Here is a 20,043-nt window from a genome sequence, read left to right on the forward strand (position 1 = left end):
CCTCTTTCCGAACGCTTGACGTCAGTCGCCGTTGCCCGGCGTCGGCGTCGTCTTCTGGATCTGCATCAGGAACTCGGCGTTCGACTTCGTCTGCTTCATCTTGTCGAGAAGCAGCTCGACCGCCTGCTGCTGGTCGAGGGCGTGCAGCACCCGGCGCAGCTTCCATACGATCCCGAGCTCGTCGGGAGCGAGCAGGATCTCTTCCTTACGGGTACCGGACGCGTCGACGTCCACCGCCGGGAAGATGCGCTTGTCGGCGAGCTTCCGGTCGAGCTTGAGCTCGGCGTTGCCCGTGCCCTTGAACTCCTCGAAGATCACCTCGTCCATGCGGGACCCGGTGTCCACCAGCGCGGTGGCGAGGATGGTCAGCGAACCGCCGTCCTCGATGTTGCGGGCCGCACCGAAGAAGCGCTTCGGCGGGTACAGGGCGGTCGAGTCGACACCACCGGACAGGATGCGGCCGGAGGCGGGCGCGGCGAGGTTGTACGCACGGCCCAGACGCGTGATGGAGTCGAGCAGCACGACCACGTCGTGGCCCAGCTCCACCAGACGCTTGGCTCGCTCGATGGCGAGCTCGGCGACCGTGGTGTGGTCCTCGGCCGGACGGTCGAAGGTCGAGGAGATGACCTCGCCCTTCACCGACCGCTGCATGTCGGTGACTTCTTCCGGACGCTCGTCGACCAGGACGACCATCAGGTGGCACTCGGGGTTGTTGTGCGTGATCGCGTTGGCGATCGCCTGCATGATCATGGTCTTGCCGGTCTTCGGCGGGGCCACGATCAGACCGCGCTGGCCCTTACCGATCGGCGCGACGAGGTCGATGATGCGGGTCGTGAGGATGCCGGGGTCCGTCTCCAGGCGGAGGCGGTCCTGCGGGTACAGCGGCGTCAGCTTGTTGAACTCCGGGCGCCCGCGCCCCGAGTCGGGGGCCATGCCGTTGGTCGAGTCCAGGCGGACCAGCGCGTTGAACTTCTCGCGCCGCTCGCCGTCCTTGGGCTGACGCACCGCACCGGTGACGTGGTCGCCCTTGCGCAGGCCGTTCTTGCGGACCTGGGCGAGGGAGACGTACACGTCGTTGGGGCCCGGCAGGTAGCCCGACGTACGGATGAAGGCGTAGTTGTCGAGGATGTCCAGGATGCCCGCGACCGGGATCAGGACGTCGTCCTCATTGATCTGCGGCTCGCCCGCGCCACCGATCTCGTCACGGCCACGACGGCCACGACGGTCCCGGTAACGGCCTCGACGGCCGCGGCGGCCGCCCTCGAAGTCGTCGTCGTCCTGCGGACCGTTGTCGCGCTGCTGACGGTCCTGGCGGTCCGGACGGCCGCCGCCCTGCTGCTGGTTCTGCTGCTGGCGCTGACCGCCCTGGCCCTGCTGGTCGTCGCTCTTGCGACGGTCCCCGCGGTCCCCACGGTCGCCCCGCTCGCCGCGGTCACGACCGCGGTCACGGTCACGGCGGTCGCGGCGGCCACGGCCGTCGCCGTCACCGGCGTCGCCCTGCGGCTGCTGCTGCGCCGGCGTCTCGGCCTTGGGCTCGCTCTTCGCCTCGGCCACGACCGTCTCGGTGCCGCCCGCGGGGGCGCCGGCCTCGGCGGTGGCGCGGCGACGACGGCGCTCCGCGGGAGCGTCGTCGCTGGCCGGCTGCCCGGGGATCTCGATCTGCTGCTGGGCCACGGCCTTCTCGGCGGGGGCCTCGGCCTTCGCCTCCGCCTTCTTCTCGGCGGCATCGCCCGTACGGGCCTTGGAGGTGGCGCGGCGCTTCGGCTTGGTCTCGGTGGCGGTCTCCGCCTTGGGAGCCGCGGCACCTCCCCCGGCCTGCGCCTCCTTGATGACCTCGATCAGCTGGCTCTTGCGCATACGCGCGGTGCCCCTGATACCGAGGCCGGATGCGACCTGCTGCAGCTCGGCCAGCACCATGCCGTCGAGGCCGGTACCGCGGCGCCGCCGGGAGCCGGCACCGGTGGCAGGCGCGGAGGCGTCCGTGGAGGGCGCGGCAGCGGTCTCCTCGACACGTGCGCCCATCAGATCGGTGGTGTCGCTCACGAAGGGTCCTTCCCTGGAGCGGACGTCGGCCTGTCTGGCTCGGCGACCGTTTGTGCTGTCCGACGGCGGTCCCATCCTTGTGGACCGTGCCGGGGCGGTGGTCCGCCTGAGTGGCGGAGGAATGTGGTGACGGCGCTTCCGAGAGCCGTGGCACTGAGTGTCCGTGTCACGTGGCTTGGTCACACCGGTTCCGGAGCGTGCCCGGCAAGTCGCTCAGTGCTCGCGTACGAGGTACTGCCCATGTACGTCGTACGGAACGCTGTGCGGCTTGGGAGGCTCCCGGAAGAATGTCTGTCCCGGACGGGGACGTGAAGCACCTCGCCATGGTGGGGTCGGGTGCAGACTTGAGATTAACACTACCGGATCCAACAAACATTCCCCCTCTCGAAATCCGGCACACGCCGGATCTCACATGTCACTGGCGGCCGCGAGCGGGAGCACACAGGCCCCCTGGGCGTCGAGCTCCAGCCGGTTGGCGGCCCAGCCCCCGCCCGCCAGATGGGCCACCTTGTCGGCGCTGTCGGCGTCGACCAGCGCGAGCACGGTGGGCCCTGCCCCTGAGATGACTGCCGGGACTCCGTCGGCCCGCAGCCGCTCCACCAGTGCGGCGCTCTCCGGCATGGCCGGAGCGCGGTACTCCTGGTGGAGCCGGTCCTCGGTGGCCGGCAGCAGCAGCTCGGGGCGCCTGGTGAGGGCCTCGACGAGCAGCGCGGCACGGCCGGCGTTGGCGGCGGCGTCGACGTGCGGCACGGTGCGCGGGAGCAGTCCGCGCGCGGTCTCGGTCAGGACGGGCTTTCCGGGCACGAAAACCACCGGAACGATGGAATCGTCGGGCTCCAGCCGGATCGCCCGGGCGGCGCCGGCCTCCATCCAGGCGACCGTGAAGCCGCCGAGCAGGCACGGGGCCACGTTGTCGGGGTGGCCCTCGATCTCGGTGGCGAGCTCCAGGAGCGCGGTGTCGTCGAGCCGGGCCTCGCCGCCTATGGTCACGGCGCGCGCGGCGACGATTCCGGCGCAGATGGCGGCCGAGGAGGAGCCGAGGCCCCGGCCGTGCGGGATGCGGTTGGCGCAGACGATCTCCAGGCCGCGCGGCTGGCCGCCCAGCAGATCGAAGGCGGTGCGCAGGGAGCGTACGAGAAGGTGGTTTTCGTCACGCGGGAGCGTCTCGCTCCCCTCCCCCGCGATGTCGATGTGCAGCCCTGAGTCGGCCACCCGGACGACGACGTCGTCGTAGAGCCCCAGCGAGAGGCCGAGGGCGTCGAAGCCCGGGCCGAGGTTGGCGCTGGTGGCGGGGACGCGCACCCGGACGGCGGCGGCGCGGAATGCGGGACCGGCCATCTCTCGATGACTCTCCTTGAGCTGCGTGATTGTCGAATGACATTCGATGACGTACGAAGACCCGGCCGGCCGCGGAAACGACGCGGCACCCCGCTGTACGCGAGGGCATATGCAGCGGGCGGGTTCGGTACAGCCTATCGAAGGAAGGTTCTGTGGCGACATAGGGCGCACAGGAGGCGCACGATGCGTGTCGTAAGCCCCCTGTGCACCCCTCCTAGGGATTCCCTGCTCGGACGACGTGGGCCGGGTGCTCAGGCGAGCCCGAGGCGCTCGGCCGCGGTGGCCGCGTCGACCGGGACGGTGACGGGCTGCGGGGCGCCCGCGACGGCCCAGTCGGGGTCCTTGAGGCCGTTGCCGGTGACCGTGCACACGATCCGCTGGCCCGGGTCGACCTTGCCCTGCTCGGCGGCCTTCAGCAGACCGGCCACGGACGCGGCGGAGGCGGGCTCCACGAAGACACCCTCCTGAGCGGCCAACAGCCGGTAGGCGCGCAGGATCTCACGGTCCGTCACCTCGTCGATGAACCCGCCGGACTCCTCCTTCGCCGCGAGGGCGTACTGCCAGGAGGCGGGGTTGCCGATACGGATGGCGGTGGCGATGGTCGACGGGTCCTTGACGATCTCGCCGCGCACGATCGGGGCGCTGCCGGAGGCCTGGAAGCCCCACATCCGGGGCGTCCTGGCGGCCACCCCGTCGGCGGCGTACTCCTTGTAGCCCTTCCAGTACGCCGTGATGTTGCCGGCGTTGCCGACCGGGAGGACGTGGATGTCGGGCGCGTCGCCGAGCATGTCGACGATCTCGAAGGCGGCGGTCTTCTGGCCCTCGATGCGCACCGGGTTGACCGAATTGACCAGCGCCACCGGGTAGTTGTCGCTCAGCGCGCGGGCCAGGGTGAGGCAGTCGTCGAAGTTTCCGTCGACCTGGAGGATCTTCGCGCCGTGGATGAGCGCCTGGCCCATCTTGCCGAGCGCGATCTTCCCTCGCGGAACGAGTACGGCGGAGACCATGCCCGCGCGTACGGCGTAGGCGGCGGCGCTCGCCGACGTGTTGCCGGTGGAGGCGCAGATGACCGCCTTCGCGCCCTCCTCCTTGGCCCGCGTGATCGCCATGGTCATACCGCGGTCCTTGAAGGACCCGGTGGGGTTGGCGCCCTCCACCTTGAGGTGGACCTCGCACCCGGTGCGCTCGGAGAGCACCTGCGCGGGCACGAGGGGCGTGCCGCCCTCGCGGAGCGTCACGACCGGCGTGGTGTCGGAGACGGGCAGCCGGTCCCGGTACTCCTCGATGATTCCGCGCCACTGGTGGGTCATTGCTCGTTACTCTCCTTCAACCCGCATGATGCTGGCGACACCCCGCACGGTGTCGAGCTTGCGCAACGCCTCGACGGTCCCGCCCAGGGCGGCGTCGGACGCGCGGTGCGTGACGACGACGAGAGATGCCTCGCCGTCCTTCCCCTGCTGCCGAACGGTATCGATGGACACCCCGTGCTCGGCGAACACGGTCGCGACCTGGGCGAGAACACCCGGTTTGTCCGCCACGTCGAGGCTGATGTGGTAGCGCGTGACGACCTCACCCATGCCCGAGACGGGGAGGGCGGTGTACGCGGACTCACCCGGTCCGGTCGTGCCGCTGAGCCGGTTGCGGCAGACGGCGACGAGGTCACCGAGGACGGCGGAGGCGGTGGGGGCGCCGCCCGCGCCCGGGCCGTAGAACATCAGCTGGCCGGAGGCGTCGGACTCGACGAACACGGCGTTGTACGCGCCGCGCACGGAGGCCAGCGGGTGACTCAGCGGGATCATCGCGGGGTGCACGCGCGCGGTGACGGACTGCCCGTCCTCGGCCCGCTCACAGATGGCGAGCAGCTTGATGGTGCAGCCCATGTTCCTCGCGGAGGCGAAGTCGGCCGCGGTGACCTCGGTCATGCCCTCGCGGTAGACGTCGTCGAGACGCACGCGCGTGTGGAAGGCGATTCCGGCGAGGATGGCGGCCTTGGCGGCGGCGTCGAACCCCTCGACGTCGGCGGTCGGGTCGGCTTCCGCGTACCCGAGGGCCGTGGCCTCGTCGAGGGCCTCCTGATAGCCGGCCCCCGTGGAGTCCATCTTGTCGAGGATGAAGTTCGTCGTTCCGTTGACGATGCCGAGCACTCGGTTCACCTTGTCGCCGGCGAGGGACTCGCGCAGCGGACGGATCAGCGGGATGGCACCGGCGACGGCGGCCTCGTAATAGAGGTCCTTGCCGTGCTGTCCGGCCGCCGCGTGGAGGGCGGCGCCGTCCTGGGCGAGGAGCGCCTTGTTGGCGGAGACGACGGAGGCGCCGTGCTCGAAGGCGGTGGTGATGAGGGTGCGGGCGGGTTCGATGCCGCCGATGACCTCGACCACGACGTCGATGTCCCCGCGTTTGACGAGGGCGGTGGCGTCGGTGGTGACGAGTTCCTGCGGAATGCCCTCACGGAGCTTGGAGGGCCGCCGTACCGCGACCCCCGCGAGCTCGACGGGGGCCCCGATCCGGGCGGCGAGGTCGTCGGCGTGCGTCGTCATGATGCGCGCCACTTCTGAGCCGACCACTCCACAGCCCAGCAGCGCCACCTTCAGCGGACGCGTACGCATCATCCGACCTCGTTTCCTCATACCGTCTACGGTGGGACCAGTCTCACTCACCGGACGGGAGTTTCTGCCCCTCGTCCGGATTATGAGACATCTATTTCATTTGTACGGGGGCCGAAGACCGTAGATCTTCCTTCTCCGCTTTTCCTTCTCCGCTTTCCGTCTTCGCCTTTCCGGTCATCCGACGTCGAGCCGCAGCAGGTCCTCCTCCGTCTCACGGCGGACGATGACCCGGGACTCGCCCTCGTGGACGGAGACGACCGGCGGACGCAGCACGTGGTTGTAATTGCTCGCCATGGAACGGCAGTAGGCACCCGTCGCCGGTACGGCGATGAGGTCACCCGGTGCCAGGTCGGCCGGCAGGAACGCGTCCTTGACCACGATGTCCCCGCTCTCGCAGTGCTTGCCGACGACGCGGGCGAGCATGGGCTGGGCGTCGCTGGTCCTGGACACGAGGGCGACGGTGTACTCGGCGTCGTACAGCGCGGTGCGGATGTTGTCGGACATGCCGCCGTCCACGGAGACGTAGGTGCGCAGTCCGTCGAGGGGCTTGATGGTGCCGACCTCGTAGAGCGTGAAGGCGGTGGGGCCGACGATGGCGCGCCCGGGCTCGACGGAGATCCTCGGGGTCCGCAGCTTGGCGGCCTCGCACTCCCTCGTGACGATCTCGGTCAGCGCCTTGGCGATCTCGTGCGGCTCGCTGGGGTCGTCGTCGCTGGTGTAGGCGATGCCGAGGCCACCCCCGAGGTCGATCTCCGGCAGCTCGACACCGTGCTCGTCACGGACGTCCTTGAGCAGCCCGACCACTCGATGGGCCGCGACCTCGAAGCCGGACATGTCGAAGATCTGCGACCCGATGTGGGAGTGAATCCCGATGAGCTCGAGACCGTCGAGCTTCAGCGCCCGCCGCACGGCCTCGGCGGCCTGCCCGCCGGCGAGCGGAATACCGAACTTCTGGTCCTCGTGGGCGGTGGCGATGAACTCGTGGGTGTGGGCCTCGACGCCGACGGTGATACGGATCTGGACCCTTTGGCGCTTCCCCAGGCTCTGGGCGATGTGGGCGACGCGGACGATCTCCTGGAAGGAGTCGAGGACGATGCGTCCGACGCCTTCGGTGATCGCGCGGCGGATCTCCTCGGTGGACTTGTTGTTGCCGTGGAAGGCGATGCGGTCGGCGGGCATGCCCGCGGAGAGGGCGGTGGCGAGCTCGCCGCCGGAGCAGACGTCGAGATTGAGGCCCTCTTCGTGCAGCCAGCGCACGACGGCCCGGGAGAGGAACGCCTTGCCTGCGTAGAAGACGTCGGCATCGGTCCCGAAGGCACCGCGCCACGCACGCGCCCGGGCCCGGAAGTCGGCCTCGTCGACGACGTAGGCGGGGGTGCCGTGCTCCTCGGCGAGGGTCTTGACGTCGATGCCGCCGACGGTGACGACGCCGTCCTCGTCACGGCCGACCGTCTGGGCCCAGACCTTGGGGTCGAGGCTGTTGAGGTCGGCGGGCGGGGCGGAGTAGTGGCCCTCGGGAAGGACGTCGGCGTGCCGGGGCCCGGCGGGATGTGCGGAACGGCTCATCTTCTTGACTGGCTCTCTAGAGGTGTTCGGGTGCGTCGATGCCGAGCAGGGACAGGCCACCGGCCAGCACCGCCCCGGCGGCTTCGGCGAGCGCGAGCCGGGCACGGTGGGCGGCCGAGGGTTTCTCCGCACCACGAGGAAGGACGGCGGCGAGAAAAGGGAGAACGGCGTCGGCGACGGTGACGAGATGCCGGGCCAGGCGGTCGGGGGCGTGGTGCGCGGCGGCCGCCTGGAGGACGCGGGGGTGATCGGCGAGGGCGTGCCGCAGGGCGGTCGTGTCGTGTGTGCCCTGTACGACGGTTTCCGGTACGGCTGCCTGTGCGCCCCATAGGTCTGTGTCCCCGGGCTCGGCGTGGAAGCCCAGGTCGGCGGCATTGCGGGTGAGCGCCCGGGTGCGGGCGTGGGCGTACCGGACGCGGAAGAGAGGGTTGCTCTCGCGCTGGACCAGGTGGTCGGCGGTGATGCGGGGCCGGTCGTGGAGGGCCGGGTGGAGAAGGGCCCAGCGGGCGGCGTCCCGGCCGAGGGGGGTGGGGTCGGCGGGGGCCGCCGGTACGGGGCGCACGTTGACGTCGAGGGGAGCGGGGGCGTCGGGGGTGCCGTATGCGTCGATGTGGACGCCGAGGATGTGCCCCCACTCGGGCTCGGGCCTCTCGGCACAGCTGGTGCGGACGAGGGCGCCCTGGGAACGGAGGATGCGGGCGACAGCGTCCATGACGACGACGGCGCGGACCTCGTGGGGGGCGTGCAGCTGCACGAGCCGGCCGGTGGGCCGGTCGGCGTGACCGTACCGATGACCGCTCAGCAGGATCTCCCGTACGAGGGCCGTCTCGGTCCCCCGCAGGCTGATGTTGAGGAACCCGGGTCCGGTGACGACGACGTCGCTGATGCCGTCCGTCCGGACGAGGCGTTCCCGGAGGATCTCGGCGACCCGGAGCGGTGGCTGCCCGGCGGGCCGGGCGAGCTGGAGGGCGACGTTGGTGGCGTAGTCACCACAGCCACCGGGTCCCGGGGGCGTGAGGCTGGTCCGCCCCGGCACGGCCACGTCCAGCTCCCCGTCGTCGACAGCACGACGCACCGCGCGCAGCACGGTACGGGAGAGCTCGACGGGGGTCACGGGACAAGCGTATGGGAGGAGGGGGGTGGGAAGGCGAGCGGGTTTGGGCGGAGGTCCGGGATGTGGACGGTCGACCGTCGCAGGCCGGGGGGCAAGGGGGAACAGGGGTGTCCGCCCCTCTGGGGAGGTCGACGTCACGGGGGAGGTCGACGTCACTGGAGAGGGCGATGTCATGGGGAACCGCTGTCCGGGTGATCAGCCGCCGGCGCGACCGGCCCGCTCGGCGTCTCCGCCTCCGAGGACGCCCCCGACCAGGCGACCGTCCTCGGCACCGGCGGCACCGGCGCCGGGAAGCCGCTCTTGCGTGCTCTGCTCCATCAACTGCCGTACGAGCCGTACGAGTTCGGCGGGCTCGAAGGGCTTGGCGAGGAAGGCGTCGACGCCGGCGTCGAGACCGCTGTCGACCTCGTGCCGCGTACAGGCACTGACGATGGCGAGGGGAAGGTGAGCCGTCCGGGGGTCGGAACGCAGCCGCGCGGCGGTCCGCAGTCCGTCCAGCCGCGGCATGACCACATCGAGGGTCACGACATCGGGCCGCACCTGATGAACGACATCCAGACACTCGACACCATCGGCCGCGGTCACGACCTCGAGACCCTCCAGCTCGAGATTGACCCTGATCAACTGCCGGATGACCTTGTTGTCGTCCACAACAAGCACCCGACCCGACGCGCCTGGCACAACTCGAGAGTAGGTGCGGACCGGCCACCGCGTCCGGGTTTTCCCCACTTCCACCCCACCGGGGAACCCACACCGGGGCACCGCCGCGAAACCCGTTCCTGATCACCCCGAGGGAGCTGGTAGTGTTCTACCCGTCGCCGCGAGCCACCAACTCCGCGCCCGACACGCCCCCGTAGCTCAGGGGATAGAGCAACGGCCTCCGGAGCCGTGTGCGCAGGTTCGAATCCTGCCGGGGGCACTCGCCACACAGCCAGCAAGAATCACGCGCTGAGCTGGGCGGATGCCGACATGAGGGAGCGGGAGTCAGTCTCACTGACTCCCGCTCTTTCTCGTTGTCTCTCATGGTTTGCGTGTGAGGAGCGTGTGACCCTACGGCCGTTACGTGCGCGCTGCCTATGGGTTCCGTCCGGCCTCCCCCAACGCCTTCGATACCGCCCCGGAAGGCCAGCGCCGCCCGCACACGCCGCAACCAGCTACCCGCACGCCGACTGCCGCTCCCCAGCCCAGTCCGGCGGTCGACTTCAGCTACCGGCCCCCGCCGTCACAGTTTGTACGGATGGCTCCGCCTCCCACTCCACCGGCCATGGAACCTGCTCCTGGAACGGCGGCATATCCCCCTGGAGGGGAGCTCCGTTCGCTCGGCCGAGGGTCGCCACTCGAAGCACATTTCGGAACTGCGGGACAGTCGGGGATCTCAGTCTGTTTCCCTCACATAGCAGCCCGAATATTTTCTGGATGCGAACTTAGGAAGATCGTTGCGGAAAAAATAGATCGACCGGTCATGAGCTCCGCTTCGGATCTCCTTGACAGCTCTCTCTGACATGATCAGGCAGAATTTTTTGGTCAGCGGACTACGTTCCGCCGTCCGGCGCAATTTAAGCGATCCCTCATACCGGCCAGGCTGGAAGCCCCACCTGCCTGCCTGGAACAAGAATGTCGGCTGCTGAGGCTTGTCCTGACTCACGATGAACGGGGCCGGATCGGCAGACCATCGATACGAGATAAATTCTTTGACCGGATCGAAATCCCATACACCAACCTCTTTCCAATAGAAGTCCGGCCTCTTCGATGACGAAATTGAACCGCTGGGAGTCAGTTGGAGATGTGCGTCGCGAATGACGTCGACATCTTGGGTCTTGATCCTGGAAGACACTGTCGGCTGAACATAAAAGTGAGCATCTGCACCATCCAGCCCGATACGAAAGAGATGAGGTAGTGTCACATCTACTTTAGGCTGCTCTTGGAGGTCTGCGAAGTTGTAGGCGGAAAGAGCCAGGGCGACGACAGCAGCGGCAGTGGCAGCCCACTTGTGGACGGCATCGAGAACATTCCTCCTGGACGCTGCCTCTCCCTCACTGCTGCCAGTCATGTTCTTAATCTGCCCTCGATCACAGCTCTCCGCTCGCGGCGTTGGTCCGTATGGTCAACGGCATGAGTACACGGCTAACAACGGCTAACCTCGGGCATACAGGGCTATCCACCTAAAGCAAATGCCCTCTGAGCGGTCGAGTCGTCGCGGGGCTCCGGGCGGCCAAGTCATTTGAGTCGTCAGACGGCGACAAGCTCACAGCCATACCCGGAACCCCCGGGCCCCGACGATCTTACGAATGACCGACTCAGACCCACGCTTGGAAGGTGGGACAATCCGACTACGGGCCGCGAGCACTGCGAATCGTCACCACAGGGTGGGCACTTGCAGCATCCACCGCCCCTCCGAGGGAACTACCAGGTTGTTCTCTTCTGGGGGAACCCTCTGCCACCGGGCGCCACATTCGCCGGGCTAGCCTCGATCGTTCATGAGGGTCCGCGCGCTTGCTGGCGGGCCCTTTGGGGTGGGTGTTGATGGGGGTTTTCGGAGTCTGGGCAGGTTGAATGCCCGGCTGTCGCGTCGATCGTGCACCGCCCGGGCCTTCCGCCACGGCTCAAGCGCCGCCGAGAACGCCGCATCCAGACCGGTCTTGCGGACCGTCTCGACCAGCAGCACCGCACCCGCCTGCGAAACCAGTGCGCGACCGCCGCCCTCTACGCGGACACGCGGGTAGGACCCGATACGCTTCTTCACCTGGTGCCTCCGGCGGTGGCGGGACAAGGACCTCAGCAATCCTCATTCTCGCTGGTCAGAGGTACTTCTGCTTTCATGATCACGAGTCGGGCAGCCCACTTCGTGAAAGCGGGAGGCTGATTAATGCCTGGAGTCGTGATCAGAGGGTCAGTACGACGCGCTCGTGCACCTGACCGCCTTCGAGCAGACGGTGCGCCTCGCTGGCGTCCCGCATGCGCATGGTTCTGTACTCCCGCAGCCGGAGCCGCCCCCGCGCCAGCATGGACATGGTGTCCTCCAACGCGTGAGGAGCCCGCTCCGGACTGGGATGTGACAGCCTGACACCGAAGTCCCCCGCAGCGGGGTCGGACAAGGTGATGACGCGGTCGGCGGCTCCGGTCAACGCGATCGCGTCCGCCAGCACTCCCTTGCCAGACGCGTCGAACGCGAAGTCGACAGCCCCGACACTCCGGACCGCGTCCACCAACTCCGCGCCGTAGCGTACGGGCGTGGCACCCAGGGACGTGACCAGTGCGTCGTCCCGCGCGCCTACGGCACTCACCACTTTGATGCCCTGAGCGACAGCCAACTGCGTTGCGATCAAGCCGACAGCCCCACCACCACCGAGGATCAGCAGCGTGTCGCCCGTCTTCACCGCCATCTGCCGCAGAACCCCTGCTGCCGCCTCCGCCGAGGCCGGCAGAGAGGCTGCGGCAGCCCACGGGACGGAAGGCGGCTTCTCGACCCACATCGAGGCAACCGCGTATTCAGCGTAGCCACCAAGGTCGAAAAGCAGTGCTGCTACTTCTTCGCCGATCTGCGTTCCGTTCACTCCGGGCCCGACTGCGTCGACAGTGCCGGCTGCCTCGAAGCCGAGTACGGCGTTTCGCCGTAGCGAAAAGGCCTTGAGTCGACCCGACCGCAGGGCCAGGTCGGTCGGGCCGACGCCCGCGGCTTTCACCTTCACCCTGATCTGCCCCTCGCCCGGCTGGGGAAGCGGGACATCAGCCCATCGCAGCACGTCAGGACCGCCGAGGTCGGTCAGCGTGATCGCTTTTGGCATGTTTCCTCCGTCGTGAAGTCCATGATTCCGTGTAACGCCGTTGAAAGCGTTCCGGTGGGCCGTACATCAGGCCCGGTTGTAGCGGGCCAGGCGGGGCCGGCGGGGCAGAGCATCGGCATCGGTGCCCACAGGCGCTTGCGCAAGCCCTCCGTTCACACACCGTCCCGAACTCGGCTCGCGCGTGAACGGCGGGTCGGGCGCCTTGGATCAGCCTTCGGGACGCCGACTGCCGTGGACTGTGTCGAGCAGGTAAGAGATCAAATGCGCTTGTGCCTATGCGGGATGCGCGACGGGCAGGAGGCCGAGCTCCAGGAGGCTTTCGGCGGTGGCCGCGACGGCGTCGTCGCTGCTACGGGGATTCCAGTCGAGAACGGTTCGGGCCTTGTCGTTGCTGACGTGGCGGATCTTGCCGAGGTTGGACAGCACGCCCTTCAGTGCCGGGTTGGCCTCGGCGGCCTTGCGTACCGTCTCGTCCGGAAGCTCGGTGGCCGGGACGGCACTGGCTGCGTCGCCGAGCCGGTCGCGGATGGCGAGTGCGATCTGGTGCAGAGAGACGGCGTCGCCAGCGGCGGCGATGAAGCGTTCGCCGGCTGCCCTGGGGTCGGTCATGGCCTTCAGGTGCAGGTCGGCTGCGTCCCGGACATCGACGACGGCGAAGTACAGGCGGGGTACGCCCGGCATGGCGCCACTGAACAGGCCGGTGATCATGTTGATCGAGGAGGAGTGGTCGCTGCCGACGACGGGGCCGAAGATGCCGACCGGGGCGACGGTGGCGAGCTGGAGGCCATCGCCCTCGCGCTCGACGAAGTCCCAGGCGGCTCGCTCGGCCAGCGCCTTGGACCTGATGTAGGCGGGGATGTCGCTGTCCGGGGCGGTCCAGTCGTTCTCGGTGAAGGGCCGTTCGGTGGCGGGCCTGCCGTAGCCGACGGCGGCGAACGAGGAGGTGACCACAACGCGTTCGACGCCTGCGTCGCGGGCGGCACGCAACACGCGCAGCGTGCCTTCCCGGGCCGGGACGATCAGGTCGTCCTCGTGGTCGGGCTCGCCGCTCGGGAAGGGGGAGGCGGTGTGCAGGATGTAGCGGCCGCCCGCCACCGCCTCGGCCCATCCCTCATCCGCGGTGAGGTCCGCCTCCACGAAAGTGAGCCGCTCACCCGCATCCACGCCCATGGCCTCCAGGTCCGTGCGGACCTGCGCCTCGCGGCTGAGGGTCCGCACGGTGGTGCGGACCTGGTAGCCCTCACCGAGTGCCTGGGCGATCACGCGGCCGCCCAGGAAGCCGGAGCCTCCGGTGACCAGGACGGTATCGGTCGAAGTGCTGCTCATGGCCAAGTTCCTTTGTCTTCTTGTCCTCGTCCTGGCCGGCCCCGAGGGCGTCGGCCATGGCGAGGAAGGGGGCAGCTGCGGCTAACTGGTCAGCGCCGGCAACAGCAGGGCGTCCATCACCGCGATGAGCTGGTCGGCGTCGGCCTCGGTGCCGGTGAAGAGCTTCTCCACGAAGACGCTGCCCATCAGGAACATCTCGGAGTGCGCCAGGGCCGGATTGTCGGGACGGATCGTTCCGCGCTCGACGTGCCGGGCCAGGATGGTGCGCAGCGCGTCGAGGTAGGGGGCAAACAGGACATCCCGCAGTGCCTGGGCGAGGGCCGGGTCGGACACGACCGCCTGCCAGATTCCCAGGGTCGGAGCACCCTTGCGGTGCGGTGCCGGCATCATGCGGGCCAGCGCCACCAGGTCATCGCGGAGGCTTCCGGCGTCGATGTGCGGCAGCGGCGGGTACTTGCGCGCCATCATCGCCGTGATCACAAGCTTGGGCTTGTTCTCCCACTGCCGGTACAGCGTGGCCGTGCTCGCTTTCGTCCGTCTGGCCACCTCGTCCACGGTCGCCTGCTCGTAGCCGACCTCGGCGACCAGGTCGAAGGTGACGTCGAGGATCTCGCGCTCGCGCTCCTCCGTCAGCCGCTTGCGCCGGTTGGAGGTCGGTGCCTGCTTGCTCATCAGTGATTCCCGTCGTCCAAGTTGCCGGTCCACGCCCGTCCACCTGGACGGCAAGGATCGAAAACGCGTTTTCGACAGTACGTTTTCGATAAGCGATTATCAAGTCTGCCGCGAAGCGCGTCGGCACGGTGGTCTCGACGCCGTCTGGGAGGGCCGGGTGATCGGCGGAAGCCCGACCGCGCGCTGCGTCGTCCATCCGAGGGACCAGATACGGGGTGCGCACGCTCCTGCAAGTCCCGCCCGGCAAGCGTCAGTTGCGGAGAGTGTCCGTGCTGCGAGCAGGTGCTCCGGTCGCGTTCCGCGTCGTGGTGTAGGCGATCAAGCGTTGCGGGTTCCGGTACCGGATCCACAGGAGTCGGCGGTACTTGCGGAAGTCGTAGCCTCGGTCGGCATACAGGCGCTTCGGCTTGTGGCGGGGACGGCCGCGCCGGCCCCGGATGCGCGGGATCGCGTCCACGAGCGGGATGCGCTGGCCACCCCGACCTGTGAGACCACCGCCCTGCCGCCGCCCTCGATACGGACACGCGGGTAGGACCCGATACGCTTCTTCACCTGGAAAGTGCCCCCGACGGCGGCGGGAACAAGAACTTCAGTAATCCTCATTCTCGCTGGTCAGAGGAGCTTTCCACTTTCGTGATCACCAGTCGGACAGCTCACCTCGTGAAAGCGCGAGGCTAGACTGTCCGGCCCTGCCCTGCCCGGCCCTGCCCTGCCGTGTGGTGCGGATGCCGGACGGGTCGTACCGAACGGGCTGGCGGCCCGCGGGCCGTGGCCCGGTCCTCAAGTCGCTCAGCGCTGGACCCGCCGAATCATGGGGGATGATGGAAGACCAAGCAGCCCGTGCACCATCGGGCTCTGCATCCCCCACCCCAACGGACCTCGCACGCACGAGCCCGGTGTCCGCTGCAACCGCCCGGCTCCGCCTGCTGTCGCGGTGGTGGGTATCACGCCCCACCGCCACCAGGGACCGCGAGTTCGCGCTCGTCTTCACGGTGCTGTCGTTCGCGGCGCCGCTGTCGCGGATCGGGGCAGAACTCGGCGCCCTTACCGCCCACGGCGCGTCCGACGGAAGCGTGCTGGTGACCTTGGGGCAGACCCTGCCGCTCGCGGTGCGCACCCGGTGGCCGACCGCCTGTCTCGCGGTGGTGGGGATCTCGTTCGCGGTCCACGAGTCCCTCGGCTACCCGCCGACCTTCGGCAGCCTCGGGCTGTACATCGCGCTGTACTCGGTGGGTGCCCACCAGGAACCCCTCCCGCGGGTCGTACCACTGATGGCGACGGGCGGATACGCGGTCCTCTGCGCCGTCCTGTACACGTTGGATTCGCCCAACGGCTTGACCGACTATCTGGTCTACTACGTGGCTCTGACGGCGATGTGGGCCCTGGGCGTCCTGGTCCGCGAGCGGCGGGTACGCGAGGCCGAGCGCCGGCTCCTGTCCGCGCAGGCGGCCATCGCCGGGGAACGCAGCCGCATGGCCCGGGAGTTGCACGACGTGGTAACCCACCATGTGACCGCGATGGTGGTGCAGGCCGGCGCGGCGCAGTACGTCACCGAGTCGCCGGACCGCGTCAACGAGGCCCTCGTCGCCATCAACGGCACCGGCCGCCGCGCGCTGGCCGAACTCCGGTTCCTGCTCGGCGTGCTGGAGGCGACCGGCGATTCGGCGTCCCGGACGCCGATGCCGGGCCGGGTGCCCGACCTGGTGGAGCAGACACGAGCGGGCGGCCAGCCGATCTGGCTGGTCGAGGACGGAGAACAGCCGGACATGGCCATAGGTGCCCACCTCACGGCGTATCGCGTCGTGCAGGAATCCCTGACGAACGCTGTGAAGTACGCCGCGGGCCAACGAACGCTGGTACGGCTCGCGCACACCCCCGGCTGGACGGACGTCGAGGTCACCACCGCCGGGACGGCCGACGGCGCGCCCGCGTTCGCCGCCCTCCGCAACGACGCCCCGCAGGTCTCGGGAGGCCGGGGCCTGACCGGGCTGCGGGAACGGGTGGAGATGTTGGGCGGCGAGTTCGCGGCAGGGCCCCGCCCCGAGGGCGGGTTCCGCGTGTACGCACGCATCCCCACGGGAGGTACCGCGTGAGTGTTCCGCCCGCCGTGATCAGGGTGCTGGTCTGCGAGGACCAGGCCCTCGTACGCACCGGCTTCGTCACGATCCTCTCCGCCCAGCCCGACATGGAGGTCGTGGGGGAGGCCGTGGACGGCCGAGCGGCGATCCGGAGCGCGGAGGAGCTGAAGCCGGACGTCGTCGTCATGGACATTCGCATGCCCCTGCTCGACGGAATCGAGGCCACCCGCCACCTGGCGGGCCCCGATTCCCTCAGCCCCGCGAAGATCCTGGTCGTCACCACCTTCAACGTCGACGAGTACGTGTACGAGGCACTCCGCGCCGGTGCCAGCGGCTTCATGCTGAAGGACGCCGCACCGCCCGAACTGATCAACGCGGTACGCACCGTTGCCCGCGGTGAGTCCCTCCTGGCCCCCGCCGTCACCCGCGCACTGATCGGCCGCTTCGCCGAACGCCTACGCCCCTCCGCCGCCTCCGCGTCTCCCGAACGCGACCGCCTCAAGGTCCTCGCCCCCCGCGAGCACGAGGTCCTCCTCCTCATCAGTGAGGGCCTGTCCAACGCCGAGATAGCCACCGAGTTGGTCATCAGCCCTGAGACCGTGAAGACCTACGTCTCCCGCATCCTCACCAAACTGAACCTCCGCGACCGCGTCCAGGCGGTGGTCCTGGCGTATCGGGCGGGGTTGGCGGGGCGTGGGGACTGAGCCCGACTCGAACCTCGTTGTCCTCGAAAGCGTTGTCCCCCGAGCGAGCTACACGATGTGTCCACCCAGGGGTGAAGTGCGGCACCGGCGCTCTCTTGTTGACTCTGTGACTGTCAACGCAGCGATCGGACCAGCGGTCCGACCGTGCCGAGCAGCAGGAGGGCAACACCATGAGAAGGACGCGCAGTTCCGGGAAGTCCGGGTTCCCCGGCGGCCGTCGGTTCGCCACGGCCCTGGTGGTTTCGACGCTGGCCGGAACCGGGCTGGCCGCATGCGGCGGGGACGCCGAGGACACGCCGCAGGCCAAGGCCGCCAAGCAGACCGCGGAGGCCGAGCAGGCCGCGGACAAGCCGGAGATCACCTGGGGCACGTGCCCGGAGCCGGTCGAGGGAACGAGCCGAAATCCTCGTCTGACCTGCGGGACGTTGAAGGTCCCGCTGTACTACCGAGATCCGGGCGGCAAGAAGATCGAGGTGGCGGTCTCGCGGCTGGCCACCGCCAAACCCGGGAAGAAGCGTGGCGTCCTGCTGCTGAACCCCGGCGGACCGGCCGTGGGTGGTCTCGACATGCCCGCAACCATGGCGTCCACGCTGCCGAAGTCCGTGCTGGACAGCTACGACCTGATCGGCTTCGACCCGCGCGGCGTCGAGCACAGCTCTCCGCAGAGCTGCGGTCTGAAGGACCCCAGTGTGTTCGGGCTCTTCCCCTATCCCGCCGCGGACGGCTCGATCACCAAGAACGTGGCCTTCGCCAAGACCAACGCCGAGACGTGCGCAGACACGGTGGGCGACACCCTGCAGTACTTCACCACCGCCAACACCGCCCGCGACATGGACCGCATCCGCCAGGCGCTCGGTGAGCGGAAGATCTCCTACTGGGGCCAGTCCTACGGCACCTACCTCGGCGCCGTCTACAGGGCCCTGTTCCAGGACCGGACCGACCGGATGATCCTGGAAGGCAACATCGACGCCACCAAGGCGTGGGCCGACGAAGTGGCGGACCGCTGGGGCAAGGGCATGGCCGACCGGTTCCCCGACGCGGCCGCCGTCGCCGCGGCCCAGGACGGCACCCTCGGGCTGGGCGACAGCGTCAAGCAGGTGACCCAGAGCTACCTCGCCCTCGCCGACCGGCTCGACCGCAAGCCCGTCCCCGTGCCCGGTATGCAGCTGTCGTTGGACGGACCGCTGCTGCGGAACATCACCTACGGCATGCTTCTGCACAACGACACGCTTCCACCGCTGGTCGGTTTCTGGAAGGCCGCCGCCGACCTGGCCGACGGCGGCGCCACCGACGCCGACAACGAGGTTCTCCAGCAGATCCTCGCCGACAGCCCGCGGCCTCCGGGTGTCCCCGCGGACAACCAGGCCACCATGTTCCTGGCTCTCGTCTGCGGCGACGCCGAATGGCCCCACGACACCGACGGCTACGCCACCCGCAGCGCCGCCGACCGCAAGGCGTGGCCCCTCACCGCGGGAATGCCGGGCAACATCTGGGCGTGCGCCTACTGGAAGAAGCCGGCCGAGCAGCCCGTCACCGTGACCGGCGAAGGCCCGCGCAACACCCTGATCCTCCAGAACCGCCGGGACAACGCCACTCCGTGGGAGGGCGGCATAGGGCTGCACAAGGCCCTCGGCGACAGTTCTGCCTTCGTCGGCGTGGACAACGGCGGGCACTACGTCTACAACGAAGGCTCCGCCTGCGCCGACAAGGCGACCGTCGACTTCCTGACCACCGGCCACCTGCCGGGCAAGCACGTCTACTGCACCGACGTCCAGCGGAAGAGGTGATCCGGTGACGCAAGCGAGAAGGCGAACGCGGCGACCAGGTCATGGGGGACGACGGTGGTGCACGCGTTCCACTCCGTCATCGCGGAGGCGGGGGCTCTTTGTGGGCTAGTGCTCTGACCGGATAGGTTCGCCGGAAGCTCGCGGTGTTCGGCGTGGACGGGCCTCGCCAACCCTCCGTAGGCTGGTGATCGCCTATGAAGGGGCGGGGTGAACGGCAATCCGCTGTACCACTGGATAGCGCCGGCAGTGTCCACGGCGCTCATGCTGCCGGTGCCGGTGGCAATACTGGCGGGGTGGACGCCGCCGCGGATGCGCAAGCGACAGGCCGGGATGCGGCTTCGGGTCTACGGCATTCTGTGGATCTACACCCTCATGCTCGTCAACGGCATCCCCCGGATCGCCGACGCCTCATTCGAGACGGTCATGGTCTGCATGAACGTCGGCTTCGGGTTCACCGCCGCCGCTGCGGTCCTGTTCCTGCTCTCGGCACGTAAGGATTCAGGCGCCCGGACAGCTGGCCCAGTCGAACCTCGAGAAGGCTGAGAGACAGCTTGCCGTGCCTGCCGCGTCACGGGTTTGGTCAGGCTGCTGGTGCGAGGGGGCTTCCGCCCCAGCGGATGCCTTTCCTCGCTGCGGATGCGGGCGCGTTCCTTGCGTTCGGCGGCCAGGACGTCGCGGTGGCGTGCGTTGTCCCGACTCGTCGTCGAACCGGTCACCGAGGTCATCGCCCGCCACGCGGCCGCTCTCCTCGCCGACACCGGTCTGCACGGCCACAAGTACGCGGTCGACGCCATGCTCAGCGCCACTGCGCTCGCCGCCCATGCCCCCGTCAGCGTGCTGACATCGGACCCTGAGGATCTCAGCGCACTGTGCGGTGGACGTGCCACCGTCATCCAGGTCTGACCCACACGCCTTTCGCGGCAGGCGTCAGGGCCGCCACGGCCGCCAGGCAACGCCTGCACTTCGTGGAGCACAGGGTCGTTCAGGGTGGCTTCCTACGACAGTGACGTACAGCGCGGCCTCG

15 protein-coding genes, 1 tRNA gene and 3 pseudogenes are annotated in these 20,043 nt (G+C 69.0%); 6 read left to right on the top strand and 13 right to left on the bottom strand.

Translation table 11 applies throughout. The features are described from left to right. Positions 1-21 precede the first annotated feature (21 nt). The 7 genes from rho to OG841_RS15690 all read right to left on the bottom strand — a co-directional run bounded on the left by rho (position 22) and on the right by OG841_RS15690 (position 9,396). Positions 22-2,043 (bottom strand): transcription termination factor Rho, encoded by a 2,022-nt coding sequence (gene rho, locus OG841_RS15660; RefSeq protein ID WP_328640917.1) that lies wholly within the window; start codon positions 2,041-2,043, stop codon positions 22-24. 408 nt (positions 2,044-2,451) lie between these two features. Continuing rightward, positions 2,452-3,381 carry a homoserine kinase gene (gene thrB, locus OG841_RS15665; RefSeq protein ID WP_069765543.1) on the bottom strand — a complete coding sequence of 310 codons (930 nt, stop codon included), beginning with the start codon at positions 3,379-3,381 and terminating at the stop codon, positions 2,452-2,454. A gap of 251 nt (positions 3,382-3,632) precedes the next feature. Beyond that, a complete protein-coding gene (gene thrC, locus OG841_RS15670) occupies positions 3,633-4,691 on the bottom strand; it encodes a threonine synthase (protein ID WP_057612092.1) in 1,059 nt (352 codons plus the stop codon). 6 nt (positions 4,692-4,697) lie between these two features. After that, positions 4,698-5,990, bottom strand: coding sequence for a homoserine dehydrogenase (locus OG841_RS15675; protein WP_266559544.1), 1,293 nt, complete (start codon positions 5,988-5,990; stop codon positions 4,698-4,700). A gap of 171 nt (positions 5,991-6,161) precedes the next feature. After that, complete coding sequence (gene lysA, locus OG841_RS15680; RefSeq protein WP_328640916.1) at positions 6,162-7,553, bottom strand: diaminopimelate decarboxylase; 1,392 nt, start codon at positions 7,551-7,553, stop codon at positions 6,162-6,164. A 16-nt stretch (positions 7,554-7,569) separates the two neighbouring features. Next, on the bottom strand, positions 7,570-8,667 hold the full coding sequence (nrtL, locus tag OG841_RS15685; protein WP_371565774.1) for an ArgS-related anticodon-binding protein NrtL: 1,098 nt from the start codon (positions 8,665-8,667) through the stop codon (positions 7,570-7,572). Between the two features lie 195 nt (positions 8,668-8,862). Further along, on the bottom strand, positions 8,863-9,396 hold the full coding sequence (locus OG841_RS15690) for a response regulator (RefSeq protein ID WP_371565776.1): 534 nt from the start codon (positions 9,394-9,396) through the stop codon (positions 8,863-8,865). Positions 9,397-9,514: 118 nt separating this feature from the next. Between OG841_RS15690 and OG841_RS15695 the strand changes: the two genes are divergently transcribed. Next, positions 9,515-9,586 (top strand) — tRNA-Arg (locus tag OG841_RS15695). A gap of 456 nt (positions 9,587-10,042) precedes the next feature. Here the strand turns inward: OG841_RS15695 and OG841_RS15700 are convergent. The 5 genes and pseudogenes from OG841_RS15700 to OG841_RS15720 all read right to left on the bottom strand — a co-directional run bounded on the left by OG841_RS15700 (position 10,043) and on the right by OG841_RS15720 (position 14,450). Continuing rightward, entirely contained in the window at positions 10,043-10,717 is a 675-nt protein-coding gene (locus OG841_RS15700) for a hypothetical protein (protein ID WP_371565778.1), read from the bottom strand. A 522-nt stretch (positions 10,718-11,239) separates the two neighbouring features. Further along, positions 11,240-11,410 (bottom strand): annotated as a pseudogene (locus OG841_RS15705) (transposase); the annotation flags it as partial. A 139-nt stretch (positions 11,411-11,549) separates the two neighbouring features. Next, positions 11,550-12,452, bottom strand: a complete 903-nt coding sequence (locus tag OG841_RS15710) for an NADP-dependent oxidoreductase (RefSeq protein WP_328640912.1) — start codon at positions 12,450-12,452, stop codon at positions 11,550-11,552. Positions 12,453-12,725: 273 nt separating this feature from the next. Further along, positions 12,726-13,778, bottom strand: a complete 1,053-nt coding sequence (locus OG841_RS15715) for an SDR family oxidoreductase (RefSeq protein ID WP_328640911.1) — start codon at positions 13,776-13,778, stop codon at positions 12,726-12,728. Between the two features lie 81 nt (positions 13,779-13,859). Further along, positions 13,860-14,450 (bottom strand): TetR/AcrR family transcriptional regulator, encoded by a 591-nt coding sequence (locus OG841_RS15720; protein ID WP_328977798.1) that lies wholly within the window; start codon positions 14,448-14,450, stop codon positions 13,860-13,862. Between the two features lie 896 nt (positions 14,451-15,346). On the opposite strand from OG841_RS15720, the gene OG841_RS15730 reads away from it, so the two are divergent. From OG841_RS15730 to OG841_RS15745, 4 genes are all read left to right on the top strand, one after another. Next, positions 15,347-16,543 (top strand): sensor histidine kinase, encoded by a 1,197-nt coding sequence (locus OG841_RS15730; protein WP_371565784.1) that lies wholly within the window; start codon positions 15,347-15,349, stop codon positions 16,541-16,543. After that, positions 16,540-17,232, top strand: a complete 693-nt coding sequence (locus OG841_RS15735) for a response regulator (RefSeq protein ID WP_266384891.1) — start codon at positions 16,540-16,542, stop codon at positions 17,230-17,232. The genes OG841_RS15730 and OG841_RS15735 overlap by 4 nt, the downstream gene beginning before the upstream one ends. A gap of 170 nt (positions 17,233-17,402) precedes the next feature. Continuing rightward, positions 17,403-19,019 carry an alpha/beta hydrolase gene (locus OG841_RS15740; RefSeq protein WP_371565785.1) on the top strand — a complete coding sequence of 539 codons (1,617 nt, stop codon included), beginning with the start codon at positions 17,403-17,405 and terminating at the stop codon, positions 19,017-19,019. A gap of 207 nt (positions 19,020-19,226) precedes the next feature. Next, positions 19,227-19,562 (top strand): hypothetical protein, encoded by a 336-nt coding sequence (locus tag OG841_RS15745; RefSeq protein ID WP_371565786.1) that lies wholly within the window; start codon positions 19,227-19,229, stop codon positions 19,560-19,562. A 37-nt stretch (positions 19,563-19,599) separates the two neighbouring features. Here OG841_RS15745 and OG841_RS48630 read toward each other — a convergent pair. Beyond that, positions 19,600-19,708 (bottom strand): annotated as a pseudogene (locus OG841_RS48630) (integrase); the annotation flags it as partial. Between OG841_RS48630 and OG841_RS15750 the strand changes: the two are divergent. Further along, positions 19,707-19,922 (top strand): annotated as a pseudogene (locus OG841_RS15750) (type II toxin-antitoxin system VapC family toxin); the annotation flags it as partial. The pseudogenes OG841_RS48630 and OG841_RS15750 overlap by 2 nt on opposite strands. Positions 19,923-20,043 lie beyond the last annotated feature (121 nt).

The sequence above is a fragment of the Streptomyces canus genome, from assembly GCF_041435015.1.
In the GTDB taxonomy this organism is placed as follows: domain Bacteria; phylum Actinomycetota; class Actinomycetes; order Streptomycetales; family Streptomycetaceae; genus Streptomyces; species Streptomyces canus_G.

Excerpts from the sequence above, each read along its gene's own strand:
- thrB (WP_069765543.1), bottom strand. The coding sequence starts at position 3,381 with ATGGCCGGTCCCGCATTCCGCGCCGCCGCCGTCCGGGTGCGCGTCCCC.
- OG841_RS15675 (WP_266559544.1), bottom strand. The coding sequence starts at position 5,990 with ATGATGCGTACGCGTCCGCTGAAGGTGGCGCTGCTGGGCTGTGGAGTG.
- OG841_RS15740 (WP_371565785.1), top strand. The coding sequence starts at position 17,403 with ATGAGAAGGACGCGCAGTTCCGGGAAGTCCGGGTTCCCCGGCGGCCGT.
- OG841_RS15700 (WP_371565778.1), bottom strand. The coding sequence starts at position 10,717 with ATGACTGGCAGCAGTGAGGGAGAGGCAGCGTCCAGGAGGAATGTTCTC.
- thrC (WP_057612092.1), bottom strand. The coding sequence starts at position 4,691 with ATGACCCACCAGTGGCGCGGAATCATCGAGGAGTACCGGGACCGGCTG.
- lysA (WP_328640916.1), bottom strand. The coding sequence starts at position 7,553 with ATGAGCCGTTCCGCACATCCCGCCGGGCCCCGGCACGCCGACGTCCTT.
- OG841_RS15715 (WP_328640911.1), bottom strand. The coding sequence starts at position 13,778 with ATGAGCAGCACTTCGACCGATACCGTCCTGGTCACCGGAGGCTCCGGC.
- OG841_RS15720 (WP_328977798.1), bottom strand. The coding sequence starts at position 14,450 with ATGAGCAAGCAGGCACCGACCTCCAACCGGCGCAAGCGGCTGACGGAG.
- OG841_RS15710 (WP_328640912.1), bottom strand. The coding sequence starts at position 12,452 with ATGCCAAAAGCGATCACGCTGACCGACCTCGGCGGTCCTGACGTGCTG.